Below are 14979 nucleotides of genomic sequence, written 5' to 3'. Positions count from 1 at the left end.
TTACGGTCTTATAGGGTAGGCTCCGCCCGCTAGGTGAGCAATCACTTTCTGAACGAGCACATCGGCGATCTTAAAATAACTTTCTACGCTCCAGCCTGCCACATGGGGGCTTAATGCTACCTTTTCGTGTGCTGTGAGGGGCCCGAACCACGATTGCTCGGCCAACCCCGGAAATTTTTCAACGGGTAGCACATCGAAGGCTGCACCCAATACCCGTCCTTCGTCGAGCGCGTTTAATATGGCAGGTATGTGTACGATTTCACCCCGGGCACCATTCAGAAAGAAGATGGGTTTCTGGAAACGCGCAAGGTAGGCCTCGTCTACCATACCGCGCGACATGTCGGTAAGTGGAATATGTAGACTGAGCACGTCAGCTTGTTCCACCACCTCGTCCATGGTCACCTCCGTAGCGTATTCATCGCTAAATCCGGTTTTGTACTTGTCGTAGGCAATCACCCGGACGTCGAACCCCATGAGTTTGCGGGCCATGGCCCCTCCGTTATTGCCATAGCCGATAAGGGCCACCGTGCGGCCGGTCAACTCCAGTCCGCGATTCTCTTCGCGTCGCCACAAGCCGGTTCCGATTTCGGTGTTGCTGCGATAGAGGTTATTCATCAATCCCAACAGCATGCCTACCATGTGTTCGCCCACGGCGTTCCGATTACCTTCAGGCGCATTGATAAGGGCAATCCCTTTTTTCCTTGCATGGGTGTCGTCGATGTTGTCCATACCGGCACCCCCCCGCGCGATGAACCTAAGGCCCGGAGCAGCATCCATAAATGCAGCATCGACTTTGAATTTGGAGCGTATAACCAATCCACTGTATTGTTCGATGATCTGCAATGCCTCGTCCTTCCCGATGGTAGGTAGGTAGTCAAATGCGATGTGGTTTGTAGTGAGTTTTTCGGTAAAAACGGGATGGATATCGTCTACGATAAGCAGTCGGGTAGTGAGTTTAGTCATATTCGTTGAGCAATGTCGTTGGTTAATGTGATGAAATCTGCAACAGAGAGTCGCTCTGCCCGCAAATCATAAAATGGGTTTTCTCCCATTTTATCTTTGGGAATGACGCCGGATAGTGCATTCCGTAGGGTCTTACGGCGTTGGTTGAAACTGGCTTTAACCACGCGCCAAAATAGCTTTTCGTCGCACCCTAGCGCTTCGACGGGCTTGCGAGTGAGCCGGATGACGCCCGACAGCACCTTTGGGGGTGGCGAAAATGCACCGGCCTTGACGGTGAAAAGGTATTCTACGGTGTAATAGGCTTGAACCAGTACGCTGAGGATGCCGTATTCCTTGCCCCCTGGCGGGGCGGCGCAGCGCTCGGCCACTTCTTTCTGGAACATGCCCACCACCTCGGCCACCCGCTGGCGCTCGTCCAGCACCTTGAACAGGATTTGGGAGGAGATGTTGTAGGGGAAATTGCCGATAATGGCCAATTTATCGGTGACGTGAGCACCGAAATCGAGAGTCAGGAAATCACCGTGGATAAGCTTTTCGCCCAGTTCCGGGTACCGATTGCGTAGAAATTGCACGGATTCGCCATCCACATCAATGAGTAGCGTCTGGTAGTCTTTTTCCAACAGGAGGATGTCCGACAAGATGCCCATACCGGGTCCGACCTCCAATACGGTGCCGTAGCCCAGTTGTGGCCGCAGAGCTGCCACAATCTTGGCGGCGGTGTGCCTATCCGTTAGGAAATGCTGCCCGAGGTGTTTTTTTGCGCGGACGCTGCTCATGGTGTTGGATTGCTGTAAGCCGAGCAAAAGTAACCTTTTTTTGTAACTTTACGGATTGCACCCTAAAATTCCTACTTTTGGTAGCCAAAGAACACATTGGATATGAGTGAAAAACTGAAAATAGGGATATCGATAGGCGACGTAAATGGTATTGGGCTCGAAGTGATTATTAAGACGTTGATAGACAGCCGGGTGCTGGAATATTTCACCCCCATTGTTTACGGAAGTACCAAAGTTGCGTCATTCCATCGTAAAGCGTTGGGCATTAATGATTTTAGTTTCAATGTGATCAATGAAGCACAGCAGGCTCATCTCAAGCGGGCCAATATGATTAACTGCTGGCACGACGACGTGAAAATTACGCTTGGAGAGGAAAATGAAACCGGCGGTAAGTATGCCTTCCTGTCGTTGAAGCGAGCTGTGGATGATTTGATGGCTGGCGACATTGATGCATTGGTTACCGCGCCGATCAATAAACATAATATACAGCGGGAGGAATTTGATTTCCCGGGCCATACCGAATACTTGCAAGCAAGGACCGGAAGTAGCGATGCCCTCATGTTTATGATTAGCGAAGAGCTGCGCGTTGGTGTGGTTACTGGTCATATTCCGGTAAAAGATATTGCGCCGAATATTACGACTGAAGCAATCGTGTCCAAGTTGATATTGATGGATTCCAGCCTGAAACGGGATTTCTGGATACGGAAACCGAAGATCGCGGTATTGGGATTGAACCCGCATGCCGGCGACAATGGATTGATTGGTACGGAAGATGAAACAATCATCGCACCGGCCATTGCCGAGGCGAAATCAAAAGGAGTCTTTTGTTTCGGTCCTTACCCTGCCGATGGTTTCTTCGCATCAGAGACCTATACGAAGTTTGATGCCGTATTGGCGATGTATCATGACCAGGGCCTGATTCCATTTAAGCACATCGCTGCCCGCAGTGGCGTTAACTTCACTGCTGGCCTTCCCGTGGTACGCACATCGCCCGACCATGGTACCGGATACGATATCGCCGGCAAGAACGTTGCCTCGGAAATGTCGTTTCGAGAAGCATTATTCTCGGCGGTACATATTGTAGCCCACAGGCGCGAACTGGATGAGCTATTGTCAAATCCGTTGGTCTCTAGGCGCTTGTCGCGCGATCGGGATTAATCCCCTTGTTGGGGCACTGGATTAGCCGACGAATATGTATTTTTGCCGTCAAAATACGAATTGCCGATGCCCGAGACAATCATGAGCGACTACCTGGACCATCCGATATTCTCGCTGCTCAGCGATGTTGCGCGTGAAGCGGGGGTGGCATGCTTTGTAGTGGGGGGGTATGTGCGAGACCGGATCATGGGACGCGATTTCAGGAATGATATCGACGTGGTGGTGATGGGCAGCGGTATCGATTTCGCTACGCGTGTAGGTAGGCGGTTGGATGCGAACGTGGCAGTGTATAAGAACTTCGGAACGGCCTCCCTTCATCACGAAGGGTTGCAACTCGAATTCGTAGGCGCCCGGAAAGAATCATACCGGGCTGACTCCCGCAAGCCCATTGTGGAAGACGGCACGTTGGAAGACGATCAAAACCGGCGTGATTTCACCCTCAACGCGATGGCGTTGTCACTCAATATGGCCGATTTCGGAAGGTTACTCGACCCTTTCGACGGCCGTGCCGATATCCAACACCGTATCATCCGGACACCACTCGATCCCAATGTGACCTTCCGCGATGATCCCCTTCGCATGATGCGGGCCATACGCTTTGCCACGCAATTGCACTTTAAGATCGATGTGCAGGCCATCAAGGCGATAACCGATAATAAGGAACGGATTAAAATCATCTCGCGCGAGCGGGTCATTGACGAGCTCAATAAGATGGTGCTGGCCGCGAAGCCTTCCATCGGTTTCAAATACCTGTTTGACGTAGGTTTACTGCAACTGGTCTTCCCTGCCTTGGCCAACCTCTATGGAGTGGAGGTCATTAACGGAAAGGGACATAAGGATAATTTCTACCATACGTTGGAGGTGTTGGATAATGTGGCCGGGCTCAGCACCGACCTGTGGCTTCGGTGGGCAGCAATTATGCACGATATTGCGAAGCCGGCCACCAAGCGCTTCGATAAGCGACATGGGTGGACCTTCCATGGCCATGAAGATAAAGGAGCCCGGATGGTGCCAAAACTCTTTGCCGAATTGAAGTTGCCGCTTAATGATAAAATGAAGTTCGTGCAGAAAATGGTTGCCTTGCACCTGCGCCCCATCGTATTGGCACAGGATACCGTGACCGATTCGGCGGTTAGGCGGTTGCTGTTTGAAGCGGGAGATGACATCGATAGCCTGATGCTATTATGCCATGCGGATGTGACCACTAAAAACGAATATAAAAAGAAAAAATACCGGCAGAATTTTGAACTCGTCAAGCAAAAGCTGAAAGATGTGGAAGAGCGGGATCAAATCCGTAACTGGCAGCCTCCTGTAACGGGCCAGGACGTGATGGATGCCTTCGGGTTAAAGCCCGGTAAAATGGTCGGTACCATTAAGAATGCCATCCGTGAAGCGATATTGGAAGGCGATATCCCCAATAGCCGGGGGGAAGCTTATCGATTCATGCTAAATAAAGGTAAAACGTTGGGGTTGAAACCGAAAGTGGAGGTGTAGGGATATTTTTAGATATTTGTACAAGTTCAGGTAAAACAAACTGGAAGGAAGTATTATGGCTATCTATCGTTTTAGAGTTTCATTCGAAGATTATGATGACGTGACCCGCGAAATCGATGTGCTGCCGAAGCATACCTTTTTAGACCTCCATAAAGCGTTGCATGCAGCAACGGGCTATGATCCCGAATTGTCGTCTTCATTTTACGTAAGTAACGACCGGTGGAAAAAAGGGACGGAAATTGCCTATTTGCCCAGTGAATTGAAGAGAAGCCAAGGTGTAGCTTTGATGGAGGAGTCGAAATTGAACAAGTTTGTTAACGATCCCCATCAGAAATTCTATTACGTATATAACCTTGACCGCCCGCTTGATTTCCACGTGCAACTGATCAAGATCATGAAGGAAGAGGAAGGCAAGGTATATCCCGCGCTGTTCAAAAGTGCTGGGCAGGCCCCAAAGTTGCCCGGTGCCAAGGTTATCGCGGACGATACCGTTACGAAGAAAGAAGACGATGCCTATGACTTCTTAGGAGAGACGGAATATGGCATCAACGAGGAGGAGGATTTGGACATGCTCGACGAAGATGAGGAGGGCGGCAAAGAAGAAGGGCAAGATGGGTACGGGGAAGATTATTAATGGGTTTTGCAAAGACATTGGTGTGTGTGGTTGGCCCCACCGCAGTAGGGAAAACGGCAGTGGGCATACGTCTTGCTCGGCATTTTCAAACGGCTGTCCTTTCTGCTGATTCCCGGCAATTTTATCGAGAGATGACGATAGGTACGGCCAAACCCACCGAAGACGAGTTGGCCCTGGTGCCCCATCATTTTATCAATTCCCACCACATAACGGAAGACTATTCGGCGGGCGACTTTGAGCGCGATGCATTGGCCCTGTTGGATGGTTTGTTTTTGCACCACGATGTGGTGATATTGGTGGGCGGCTCGGGATTATTCGTCCGTGCGGTTTGCCAGGGTATGGACATTTTGCCCAAACCCCTTCCGGGCGTACGCGAGCGCCTGAATAGTCTTTACCGAGAACAGGGGTTAGCACCACTCAAGGCGTTACTCAAACAAATTGACCCAGAATATTTCAGCGAAATGGATAGCCAAAACCCACAGCGCGTTGTCCGTGCACTTGAGGTATATGAGAGCACGGGTAGACCGTTTTCCGATTTTCGGCATGGACTGACCGCGGCGCGACCCTTCCGTGTGGTCAATATCGGGTTGGATACCGATCGGGGGCTGTTGTATCAACGTATCAACTCCCGGGTGGATGCCATGATGGCGGCAGGATTACTAAAAGAAGTGGGCGCATTATTGCCGTATCGCGACAAACCTCCATTGAAGACGGTGGGTTATGTTGAATTATTCGACTATCTTGACGAGAAGTGCACGTTGGAAAATGCCGTCGATAAAATAAAACAAAACACCCGGCGATACGCTAAACGCCAACTTACGTGGTTTCGAAAGGATAAGACCACGGCATGGTTTGCCCCCGATAATATGGAAGGGATACTTGCTTATATCGCTTCGCGAATTAGCCTACAATAACGTTCCATCCAAATTCATCATCGATACGGCCGTAGCGGAGGTCGTTGAGATATTGGAGCACCCGGTTTGAAAACTCGCGTTTGGCGGGATCCGGTAGGGTGTATACCTGACCATCAAAGCCGATTTCCGAAATGGGTGTAAGGGTAGCTGCCGTACCGGCGGCAAAAGCTTCGGTGACACTGCCGTTTTCGATGCCTTCAATCAGCTCCTGTACGGATACTTTACGCTCTTCGGCTTGAAAACCCCAATGCCGCGCTATTTCGATGATGGAACGGCGGGTGATGCCGTGTAATATCGTTTCTGACGATGGTGTAATGATGGTATCGCCCACCCGGAACAGTAAGTTGGCTGTACCTGCTTCTTCAATGTATTTGTGTTCGTTCGCGTCCGTCCACATCAGTTGGTCAAAGCCTTCCGCCTGGGCAAGGCGTGTAGGATGGAGCGATAACGCGTAGTTGCCTGCGTTTTTCGAAAAACCGACACCGCCGGAGGCCGCGCGGGTGAAATGGGTTTCGATTTTCAGGCGCAATGGCTTGTTATAATACGCACCCACCGGCCCCGTGATAACGATAAATTTATAGGAATCGGAAGGATGTACACCCAAGGCGGCCTCCGTGCCAAACATAAACGGACGGATGTACAGCGAAGCGCCTTCATGCTGCGGCACCCAACCGCGATCGAGATCGAGCAATGTTTTGATGCCTCCGATAAATAGTTCTTCGGGCAGTTCAGGCATTTCCAGCCGTGCCGCCGATTTGTTGAACCGCTCCCGGTTCTTGTCTGGCCTGAAAGTACTCACCGTGCCATCGGCGAATTTATAGGCTTTTAGGCCTTCGAAAATGGACTGTCCATAATGAAGCGCAGACGTGGCCGGGCTGAGCGACAAGTTGCCATAAGGCACAATACGCACATCTTGCCAATCACCGTTGGCATAATCTGCCACCAGCATGTGGTCTGAAAAGATTTGACCGAACTTTAAATTGTTGAAATCGACTTGCGGCAGTCTTGACTGTCGCGTTTGCTCCACCCGGATTGCTGTTGTTACTGCCTCGCTCATAGCTATGCGTTATTAGGGTGGCAAGTTAGGAAAAAAAGCGGATTGGAAGAAAAGATTTCACTCCAATCCGCCGTCCGGTATTTATTCGGATTGGTCGTCCGTCTGGGCGTCAGGGGCATTCCTTTTCACGGATTCGATTCCCTTGTCGCGACCAGCAGCGGATTCATACATTTCACTCGATCCGATGATCTGGCCGTTGCCGGCTTTGAGGTTGAAGAAGAACTTTCCATTTTTTGCCTCTTTCCGATCATATCGGTTGTCGTCAGCGCTGTTTTTCTTTACCGACTCAATACCGTTAAGGCACGATGCTTTGGTGGTGTACCCTTCACTGGACAGGATTACTTCCCCGTTGCCGGCTTTCAGATTGAATTGGAATTCCCCATTCTTACGCGTTAAAACCACAAATTTTCCCATGATTCTACTGATTTTGATTTATGATAAGTTAAATAATACGGATGTTTTGTAGGGCTAATTTAAGGAACTGTCTTTTAAAACAAAAATGAAATGGTCATTTGATGTCAGGTTAGTCCTCAGTTTTGGATACGTATGTTATCTTTCACCACCTCCCTGGTCTCGTTCCTAGATTCCCGACCGGTGAATCTGTATAGAGTACGCACTGGCGTACTGTTCTGCCGTGATGGTAAAGGGTACCGTCTTCGTGATGTAACCCGATCCGCTTAATTGTACCGAAAAGGTGACCGACTTGGTCTCGGTGGGCCGGTGGAGCGGATGTATGCCTAAGATGAGTGTGCCGTTTTCGACGTCAAATTGCTTGTAGCCGTTTTGGTTGTAAATGTATTCGGCGTCTTCACCACCGATCGTTACCGTAACATCGCTCACCGGATTGTCGAGCTCATCGGTAATCCGCAGCAATATACCATAGGCGAACGGGTCTGTATTGACTTCCACCTCCACGTTTTTTAAGGGGTGTTCGCAGCCCTGTGTGGTAAACAGTGCAGCGGCAGTCGACAGAATAACAAAGTATTGACGGATTTTCATATCAGTAGGCGTTAAAACGATAGGCAATTCCTAATTTCAGATTGGGTAAATATCGGTAATTCTGGATGTTATGCTCGATAACCCCCTGATTGATCTCATTACCGTCAAGCATGGCGGTGCCGCTAACCGCTACGCTGGGCTGCGAAAGGAAATACGCTCCGAGAGCGATATTTAAACCAAAATGCTCATCGATGCGCATATCGCTGAAGCCAAGCCCTGCATAGGGAACCACCCCCTCTTTCCAGTTCACTGTGGTATACATGGTACCGATCTCTTCCGGCTGCAGCTCAATGTCGCCATAACTTTGGGGATCACGCAATTGGGTGGCGAGGGTACCTTCGGCCTTGAATAGGTAGCCGACACCAAGATTGATAGTTAGGTGGCGGAAGCCGTTTTTGACACCATGGAAGGGAACCCAACCGAACAGAAGGTGTGCATTATGCAGCCTAGCCCTTGCCGTCGACCGCGTGGGGTAGTCGCCATAGGTTCCCACGACCTGCATATTGTACGGCATGAACTCAGCCCCCACCTCCACGCCGAATTGGGAACCGAGAGGATGGTAGAAGGCCACACCGACCCCCGTGGTACCGATGAGCCCCCCAAAAGCGGGTTTATATGCGGGGTTTTCATTGAAGTGGGCCGTTTGTTGCGCGTGAGCCGATAGTAGATTTAAAAGGGCAAACGTGAGGAGGATCGTTTTGCTTTTCATAGACATGCCATGACAGTGGCAAATCGCGTACCAAACCCTAAACACCCCCTACCTGTCTATTTTTATCTATTCAAGTAGTTTTTGGTTTATCAACCCTGCCTTTGTAATAAAAAACGTACAATACGATTTTCCTTTTATCGGTGCTAAATGCGGCGTTAACTGCGTAAATACACTTTTTTTTGATGTTTTAATAATTTAGGCAGGTTTTTTGAATAGGGTGAATAGCATCTACCACGGAAAGTTATTTGAGGATACTGGCTCTTAGCTTTACGGTCTTTCGATTGGATACTGCGCGGCACATCTCTCCATGCTGTCGGAAGACGAATCTCTCCGGGACAGGCTAAGAAAATGACAGGGAAAAATCTGGGCATGACCACGTATCCGGTCATTGAAAATAAGGCTTTGGTTTAATAATTTATAATTTAATTCAAGATGATGAAAAAGCAATTTGTGTTGCCCGCATTGGTAGGGCTGTGTACCGTCTTATTTTTCGGTGCATGTAACGAGACCGAGTCTCCCGGAGGATCGGGAACGGCTAAGGTGGATCTCCGGTTGACGGATGCACCAGGCCCTTTTGAGCACGTATACGTGGATATCGAGGGAATCGAATTCCATACAGATGAAGGTGGATGGCAAACCGCAGATGTCATAGTCCCGGGTGTTTACGACGTTCTTGAACTTCGGAATGGGGTGGACTCCCTGATTGCCAGCTCGACGCTTCCCACCGGACGGCTCTCTCAAGTGCGGGTAATCCTGGGCGACGAGAACTCGTTCGTCATCGATGGTGTGGAAACTGAGTTTGAGATTCCGTCCGGGCAAAAGAGTGGATTGAAATTCGACGTGCAGCAGGAGCTCGCCCCTAACGGTTCTTATACCGTATGGACGGATTTTGATGTCGCAAAGTCGATTGTGGAACAAGGCAATGGTTCATTTATCGTGAAACCGGTAATCCGGGTATTCACGGAGCTTACCAACGGCCGGATCGAAGGTATGGTTTCACCGATGTCACCTGAAAACTCGGTGATCGTCACGGCCATCAGTGCAACGGACACCGCTACTGCTATTCCGAATGCCGACGGCTACTTCTTGATGTCTGGTCTGCCTGAAGGAGATTATACCGTGATCGCTGAAGACGATGCTTCCGGTTTAGCAAGTATGGAAGCTGATGCGTCAGTTGAATTCGGTGTTATTGCTGATATCGGTACCCTAACGTTGGCCGCGGAGGCAGCAGAAGAAGAATAGTCGTTGCAACCAAAGCGTACTTTATTTATCGAAGGGGCTGTCCAAAAGGGCAGCCTTTTTTTTGACCTGCGGACAACGTTTGCTGGAAAATGATTTATGATTATTGTTCTTTACATTCGCAATTCACACCTGCTATAATGAGTGTCGTTGGTAGACGTTGATATCGCATGGTACTGGTTAAATTGGCATCAAAAAAGAAAAGGTTACCGAGGGGTAACCTTTCTTTCGTAGTAGAGGGAACTTTACAAATGTCTAACTTTTTGGAGGATTACGAAGCTATACTGAATGTCAAGAACCACCTCTGCTAGCTGAATATCATATTTCGATCGAACAGTCTGTTTCGCTTTTCGAAACGGTGTTTTTTATGACGCAATTATTCCAATTTTCTAGTTGTGAATGAACCCCCACCAAAGATTTTAAAAATAACCAAAGACAAGTCAATTCCAATGTTGTATTTTTAGTTGATTTAAATTATAAGGACAGGCAGATGAGAATGGAGCATTTGAAAGCGGTAATCAGTATGTTAAAAGGGCTTGATTTGAGCAAATATCCAGTAGAAAAAATCAAAGAGCTTATCCCGTTATTTGGAAAAGTTGTGATCATCGAGTACAAACTGCATCCCGGAAAAGCCATATTCAGGGCACGCCCGGAAGATGACCAATGGCCATATATTACCCGTTCATCCCATTGTTACAAACCCCAAAAATTCAATACATCCTATCAGAGAGCCAGCACCCCGTATCAAACCATGTTTTATGGAAGTATGGTGCCAGAAGAGTTACAGCTGGGGGATTTAGAAAGTGAGCGATTGATTGTGTCGAGGGAAGCCTGCCTTTGGCTCCGAGACAACACCACCTGTGGGGTCAAACGTATCACATACAGCAAGTGGGAAGTGACCAATGATATAAGACTAGTTGCAATACTGCAACATAAAGAATTTTATCAAGCAAGTTCGCTAACCCGAAAAGTAGTAGATGATTTTCATCAATTTATAAAGGATCATCCCGATTACGAAGAGCCCTCCATTCTCGTCAGTGATTACTTGGGACGAAGTTAAAAACCACCCATGGTGCTTTCGCGGTATCTCCGCAACACAACCCCTAATTAAAATAGAAATCCGGTCCGATTTAAATTTCGCTAAACAATACTTTTGCTGGTTTGTATTCTTCAATGGGCAAATAATCCGATCTGCAAATTAAAATGTTGTTCAGATGAAGGCGGAAAAGCTACCCATTGTACGTTTCGCACCCAGAGGCGCAGATAGCTTCTACGAAGCTGTAACAGAGAAAGTTTCAGCTTATTTTGAAAAGAATCATATTTCTCGCTATGCAAATACAACCATGTGGATAAAGACATACTTCATGTTGCTGCTTTACGTGGTGCCCTATGTCCTGATGGTTACAGGTCAGGCAGCGGGTAATTATTGGCTGTATTTCGCGCTTTGGTTCCTGATGGGGTGGGGAATGGTAGGCATAGGTACGGCAGTCATGCATGATGCCAATCACGGAACCTACTCGCCCAACAAAAAAGTAAATAGTCTGATCGGACACATCCTGGAAATTGTAGGTGGTTATTCGGCAACATGGAAAATCCAGCACAATCTATTACATCACACCTATACCAACATTGAAGGTTTAGATGATGACATCAGCAGTATTAAGTTGCTGCGCTTTTCTCCTCGGCAGCCCTGGTATTGGTTCCATCGTTACCAATATCTTTATGCTTGGTTTTTTTATATGAACATGACCCTATTCTGGATGACGGCGAAGGACTACCTACAGGTAATACGCTACAAAAGGCATAACCTGCTGGCCAAACAGAAAGTTTCTTTTGGTCAGGCCATATTCCGCATTACGATGTACAAGCTGTTTTACTATGCCTATATATTGATCTTGCCGATTTTGTTTTCAGGCATGCCATGGTACTTGGTATTGGCAGGATTCCTACTCATGCATTTTACGGCAGGGTTATTTCTTTCCTGTGTTTTCCAACCATCGCATATCATGGAGACATCCGCCTTTGCAGCACCTGTCGAATCGGAAGGAAAGATGCGGATGGAAGATAGCTGGGCAATCCATGAATTGGGCAATACGACCAACTTTGCACCGAAGAGCCGTATATTATCCTGGTTTATTGGGGGCCTCAATTTTCAGATCGAACATCATCTCTTTACGGGAATCTGTCATGTTCATTATCCCAAAATCGCGCCGGTTGTCAAATCGACGGCCTTAGCATTCGGGCTGCCTTATCATGAGCAGGAAACATTTATGAAAGCCCTGCTCTTGCATGCAAAAATGTTAAAGCTCCTTGGAAAGGAATAATTCACATACATACCACGAATGCGATGGATCATCCGACTTATGCCGTTATTGTTGGAAGCGGCAGTTATATTCCGACGAGAAAGATACGAAACGACGATTTCCTTGAACATGCCTTTTATGATCAGGATGGTACCAAGCTGAAAAAAATGAATGCGGAGATCATCAGGCAATTTGGCCGGATTACCGGTATTCAGGAAAGAAGGTACGTGACCGATGACCTGGTAGCGTCTGACATTGCCGCATTCGCCGGACAGGACGCGCTGGTGTCCAGCGGGATAGACGGGGAAACATTGGATTACATCATCGTTGCCCATAACTTTGGCGACATAAAGGCGGATAACCGCAGAAGTGAATTCGTGCCGGCCTTGGCATCCCGGGTCAAGCATCGTTTAACTATCAAAAACCCGTCAACCATCGCCTATGATTTGCCTTTCGGTTGTGCTGGCTGGTTACAAGGTGTGATCCAAGCAGATACTTACATCCGCAACAGCAGTGCCAAACGGGTATTGGTTATCGGAACGGAAACACTGTCACGGATCTCCGATCCGCACGACCGGGATAGTATGATCTACGCCGATGGAGCCGGGGCTGTCGTCTTGGAAGCCAGGCAGAGTAACACACCGGTGGGCGTTCTGAGCCATGCCACTAAGTCTTACGCCGACGAACTGGCCTATGTATTACGCATGGGTAAATCTTCCAATCCTGAATACCGCCATGATCACCTGTTTCTCAAAATGAATGGTAGGAAGCTATACGAGTATGCGTTAAAGGCCGTGCCACAAACCATTAAGGAGTGTCTTGACCAAGCGGGTCTATCAGTCTCGGAAGTCAATAAAGTGCTGATCCATCAGGCAAATGAAAAAATGGACGAGGCGATCCTGAGGAACCTATTTGAACTATATGGCCTGAATAGCTCGCCAAAAGACATGATGCCCATGACGATTTCATGGCTCGGGAACAGTTCTGTGGCAACATTACCCACTTTATACGACTTGATGCATAAAGGGAAATTAATTGATCAAGCCCTGCAGAAAGGAAGCGTGGTAGTATTTGCCTCCATGGGCGCCGGCGTGAATATGAATGCCGTGGCGTATAAAATACCTACCGCTTAACCGCCTGCTCCATTATCAGTGTCGCGCAGGTTTCCGCTTGTGCAAAAGGTGTTGCATTTTTTTACTATATCAAAATATGGTGTCTTGCAGCATCCATCAACTTCCGCGGTATACTTGGGAGCATAGGATTTCGCTCAACCGAAATAAAAAACGCTGAATTACAATATTTTATTCTTACCTTTAAGCCAATTAATAATTCAATTAATTTTTTATTCAAAAGCCATGCAAGAAGGCGTAGTAAAATTTTTCAATGAGACTAAGGGTTTTGGTTTCATCACCCCCAAAGACGGTGGACGAGAGGTATTTGTTCACTCTTCCGGGTTGAAAGACCAGATCCGCGAAAATGATGATGTTTCATTTGAAGTCGAGCAGGGCCAAAAGGGCCTCAACGCAGTAAACGTAAAATTGAATTAATTTCTATTTTTCAGATATTGTATGAAAACCACCAGGGCTAATCCTTGGTGGTTTTTTTTGTTCTTTCCACACCGCGCTTGCAGGGTGCAACCAGATCTTAGTTATTTACTATTTACAGTTATTGAATGATGTAACTTGCGATGACTTGTTTTATAAGTGTTAGCACACGACAGCACTCACACCTGGTTGAGCACGGGTATTCAGAAGGGATGGCGCAACGGTAGAGTATTATCGGGGTTTCTCCAATTTGTCCGACTTAATTGCCTACATTTACAGCATACCTTCACACGAAAGCAGCACATGAGACAACTGAAAATATCCGAATCGATTACCAACCGCGAAAACCGATCCCTGAACAGCTATTTGCATGATATAAGTAAATATGACATGCTTACCGGCGAGGAAGAAGTCGCGCTGGCCGTCCGGATACGTACGGGAGATACTGCTGCGCTGAACCGGTTGGTCAATGGCAACCTTAGGTTTGTGATTTCGGTGGCCAAGCAATTCCAGCATCAAGGCGTGGTGCTTGAAGATCTGATCAACGAGGGAAACCTTGGGCTGGTCACAGCGGCGAAACGGTTTGACGAGACACGCGGTTTCAAATTTATATCCTATGCCGTCTGGTGGATCAGGCAGAGCATTATGTCGGCCATTTCCGTGCAGTCGCGCACGGTCCGTCTGCCATTAAACCAGATTGCTGATTTGGTCAAAGTGAAGCGGTCGCAATCCGAGCTGGAGCAGCAGTTGGAGCGTGAACCCACCGTGGAGGAGCTGGCCGGGGTGCTTGGCGTTTCGTCTGAGCGATTGGCCCGCATATTGTTAAACGGCAATAAGCAGGTTTCGGTAGATGCGCCCTCCCTTCATTCGCCCGAAATGAGCTTATTGGATTCGTTGCCGGACGGCGGGGTGCCGACGGACCATCGAGCGATGAGCGACTCATTGGAAATCGTTGTCGGGGATGCAATACGCAGGCTCCCCCAACGGGAGCAACTGGTGCTGAAACTATTTTTCGGACTCGGCGGGGCTGAACCGAAAAACCTTGAAGAAATCAGCCGTCAGTTGGGATTGACTACCGAACGTGTGAGGCAGATCAAAACCAAGGCATTGGCTTGGTTGCAGCATTCTACGGAAGGGAAAAAGCTGATCCACTTCAGGAGTTAATCTTTCCTGCGCTTCTCTGCCTGTT

The 14979-nt window shown here is 48.3% G+C and carries 16 protein-coding genes; 10 read left to right on the top strand and 6 right to left on the bottom strand.

Annotated elements, in window-relative coordinates; translation table 11 throughout:
• Both ACO1NT_RS07740 and rsmA read right to left on the bottom strand, forming a co-directional pair.
• Entirely contained in the window at positions 1 to 963 is a 963-nt protein-coding gene (locus ACO1NT_RS07740) for an NAD(P)-dependent oxidoreductase (RefSeq protein WP_449047948.1), read from the bottom strand.
• The gene (gene rsmA, locus ACO1NT_RS07735; protein ID WP_449047947.1) at positions 960 to 1739 is read right to left on the bottom strand and encodes a 16S rRNA (adenine(1518)-N(6)/adenine(1519)-N(6))-dimethyltransferase RsmA; all 780 of its coding nucleotides are present in this window, start codon (positions 1737 to 1739) and stop codon (positions 960 to 962) included. The genes ACO1NT_RS07740 and rsmA overlap by 4 nt, the downstream gene beginning before the upstream one ends.
• Positions 1740 to 1841: 102 nt before the next feature.
• Between rsmA and pdxA the strand changes: the two genes are divergently transcribed.
• From pdxA to miaA, 4 genes are all read left to right on the top strand, one after another.
• Entirely contained in the window at positions 1842 to 2897 is a 1056-nt protein-coding gene (gene pdxA, locus ACO1NT_RS07730) for a 4-hydroxythreonine-4-phosphate dehydrogenase PdxA (protein ID WP_449047946.1), read from the top strand.
• A gap of 81 nt (positions 2898 to 2978) precedes the next feature.
• Positions 2979 to 4391, top strand: coding sequence for a CCA tRNA nucleotidyltransferase (locus ACO1NT_RS07725; RefSeq protein WP_449047983.1), 1413 nt, complete (start codon positions 2979 to 2981; stop codon positions 4389 to 4391).
• A gap of 55 nt (positions 4392 to 4446) precedes the next feature.
• Positions 4447 to 5025: an IS1096 element passenger TnpR family protein gene (locus ACO1NT_RS07720; protein WP_449047945.1), complete on the top strand. Its 579-nt coding sequence runs from the start codon at positions 4447 to 4449 to the stop codon at positions 5023 to 5025.
• Positions 5025 to 5939 carry a tRNA (adenosine(37)-N6)-dimethylallyltransferase MiaA gene (miaA, locus tag ACO1NT_RS07715; RefSeq protein ID WP_449047944.1) on the top strand — a complete coding sequence of 305 codons (915 nt, stop codon included), beginning with the start codon at positions 5025 to 5027 and terminating at the stop codon, positions 5937 to 5939. Before ACO1NT_RS07720 ends, miaA begins: the two co-directional genes overlap by 1 nt.
• Here miaA and ACO1NT_RS07710 read toward each other — a convergent pair.
• From ACO1NT_RS07710 to ACO1NT_RS07695, 4 genes are all read right to left on the bottom strand, one after another.
• The gene (locus ACO1NT_RS07710; RefSeq protein WP_449047942.1) at positions 5926 to 6996 is read right to left on the bottom strand and encodes a branched-chain amino acid aminotransferase; all 1071 of its coding nucleotides are present in this window, start codon (positions 6994 to 6996) and stop codon (positions 5926 to 5928) included. The two genes, miaA and ACO1NT_RS07710, sit on opposite strands and share 14 nt — an antisense overlap.
• A gap of 81 nt (positions 6997 to 7077) precedes the next feature.
• Positions 7078 to 7410 (bottom strand): YegP family protein, encoded by a 333-nt coding sequence (locus tag ACO1NT_RS07705; protein ID WP_449047941.1) that lies wholly within the window; start codon positions 7408 to 7410, stop codon positions 7078 to 7080.
• 165 nt (positions 7411 to 7575) lie between these two features.
• Positions 7576 to 7995 (bottom strand): hypothetical protein, encoded by a 420-nt coding sequence (locus tag ACO1NT_RS07700; RefSeq protein ID WP_449047939.1) that lies wholly within the window; start codon positions 7993 to 7995, stop codon positions 7576 to 7578.
• Position 7996: 1 nt separating this feature from the next.
• Complete coding sequence (locus ACO1NT_RS07695) at positions 7997 to 8704, bottom strand: hypothetical protein (RefSeq protein ID WP_449047937.1); 708 nt, start codon at positions 8702 to 8704, stop codon at positions 7997 to 7999.
• Positions 8705 to 9136: 432 nt separating this feature from the next.
• Between ACO1NT_RS07695 and ACO1NT_RS07690 the strand changes: the two genes are divergently transcribed.
• The 6 genes from ACO1NT_RS07690 to ACO1NT_RS07665 all read left to right on the top strand — a co-directional run bounded on the left by ACO1NT_RS07690 (position 9137) and on the right by ACO1NT_RS07665 (position 14954).
• On the top strand, positions 9137 to 9946 hold the full coding sequence (locus tag ACO1NT_RS07690; protein WP_449047936.1) for a DUF4382 domain-containing protein: 810 nt from the start codon (positions 9137 to 9139) through the stop codon (positions 9944 to 9946).
• A gap of 487 nt (positions 9947 to 10433) precedes the next feature.
• Positions 10434 to 11003 (top strand): hypothetical protein, encoded by a 570-nt coding sequence (locus ACO1NT_RS07685; protein WP_449047935.1) that lies wholly within the window; start codon positions 10434 to 10436, stop codon positions 11001 to 11003.
• Between the two features lie 154 nt (positions 11004 to 11157).
• Positions 11158 to 12267, top strand: coding sequence for a fatty acid desaturase family protein (locus ACO1NT_RS07680; RefSeq protein ID WP_325636707.1), 1110 nt, complete (start codon positions 11158 to 11160; stop codon positions 12265 to 12267).
• A 23-nt stretch (positions 12268 to 12290) separates the two neighbouring features.
• Entirely contained in the window at positions 12291 to 13379 is a 1089-nt protein-coding gene (locus ACO1NT_RS07675; protein ID WP_449047934.1) for a 3-oxoacyl-ACP synthase III family protein, read from the top strand.
• Between the two features lie 222 nt (positions 13380 to 13601).
• Positions 13602 to 13793, top strand: coding sequence for a cold-shock protein (locus tag ACO1NT_RS07670; protein ID WP_188505341.1), 192 nt, complete (start codon positions 13602 to 13604; stop codon positions 13791 to 13793).
• Positions 13794 to 14093: 300 nt separating this feature from the next.
• Complete coding sequence (locus ACO1NT_RS07665; RefSeq protein ID WP_374745198.1) at positions 14094 to 14954, top strand: sigma-70 family RNA polymerase sigma factor; 861 nt, start codon at positions 14094 to 14096, stop codon at positions 14952 to 14954.
• Positions 14955 to 14979: the final 25 nt, after the last annotated feature.

This window comes from Parapedobacter sp. (genome assembly GCF_053550995.1).
Note: the sequence above shows the minus strand (reverse complement) of the source record. Positions and strands in the feature narration are given on the sequence as shown.

Coding starts and splice junctions, on each gene's coding strand:
- ACO1NT_RS07740 (WP_449047948.1), bottom strand. CDS start 963: ATGACTAAACTCACTACCCGACTGCTTATCGTAGACGATATCCATCCC.
- rsmA (WP_449047947.1), bottom strand. CDS start 1,739: ATGAGCAGCGTCCGCGCAAAAAAACACCTCGGGCAGCATTTCCTAACG.
- pdxA (WP_449047946.1), top strand. CDS start 1,842: ATGAGTGAAAAACTGAAAATAGGGATATCGATAGGCGACGTAAATGGT.
- ACO1NT_RS07725 (WP_449047983.1), top strand. CDS start 2,979: ATGAGCGACTACCTGGACCATCCGATATTCTCGCTGCTCAGCGATGTT.
- ACO1NT_RS07720 (WP_449047945.1), top strand. CDS start 4,447: ATGGCTATCTATCGTTTTAGAGTTTCATTCGAAGATTATGATGACGTG.
- miaA (WP_449047944.1), top strand. CDS start 5,025: ATGGGTTTTGCAAAGACATTGGTGTGTGTGGTTGGCCCCACCGCAGTA.
- ACO1NT_RS07710 (WP_449047942.1), bottom strand. CDS start 6,996: ATGAGCGAGGCAGTAACAACAGCAATCCGGGTGGAGCAAACGCGACAG.
- ACO1NT_RS07705 (WP_449047941.1), bottom strand. CDS start 7,410: ATGGGAAAATTTGTGGTTTTAACGCGTAAGAATGGGGAATTCCAATTC.
- ACO1NT_RS07700 (WP_449047939.1), bottom strand. CDS start 7,995: ATGAAAATCCGTCAATACTTTGTTATTCTGTCGACTGCCGCTGCACTG.
- ACO1NT_RS07695 (WP_449047937.1), bottom strand. CDS start 8,704: ATGAAAAGCAAAACGATCCTCCTCACGTTTGCCCTTTTAAATCTACTA.
- ACO1NT_RS07690 (WP_449047936.1), top strand. CDS start 9,137: ATGATGAAAAAGCAATTTGTGTTGCCCGCATTGGTAGGGCTGTGTACC.
- ACO1NT_RS07685 (WP_449047935.1), top strand. CDS start 10,434: ATGAGAATGGAGCATTTGAAAGCGGTAATCAGTATGTTAAAAGGGCTT.
- ACO1NT_RS07680 (WP_325636707.1), top strand. CDS start 11,158: ATGAAGGCGGAAAAGCTACCCATTGTACGTTTCGCACCCAGAGGCGCA.
- ACO1NT_RS07675 (WP_449047934.1), top strand. CDS start 12,291: ATGGATCATCCGACTTATGCCGTTATTGTTGGAAGCGGCAGTTATATT.
- ACO1NT_RS07670 (WP_188505341.1), top strand. CDS start 13,602: ATGCAAGAAGGCGTAGTAAAATTTTTCAATGAGACTAAGGGTTTTGGT.
- ACO1NT_RS07665 (WP_374745198.1), top strand. CDS start 14,094: ATGAGACAACTGAAAATATCCGAATCGATTACCAACCGCGAAAACCGA.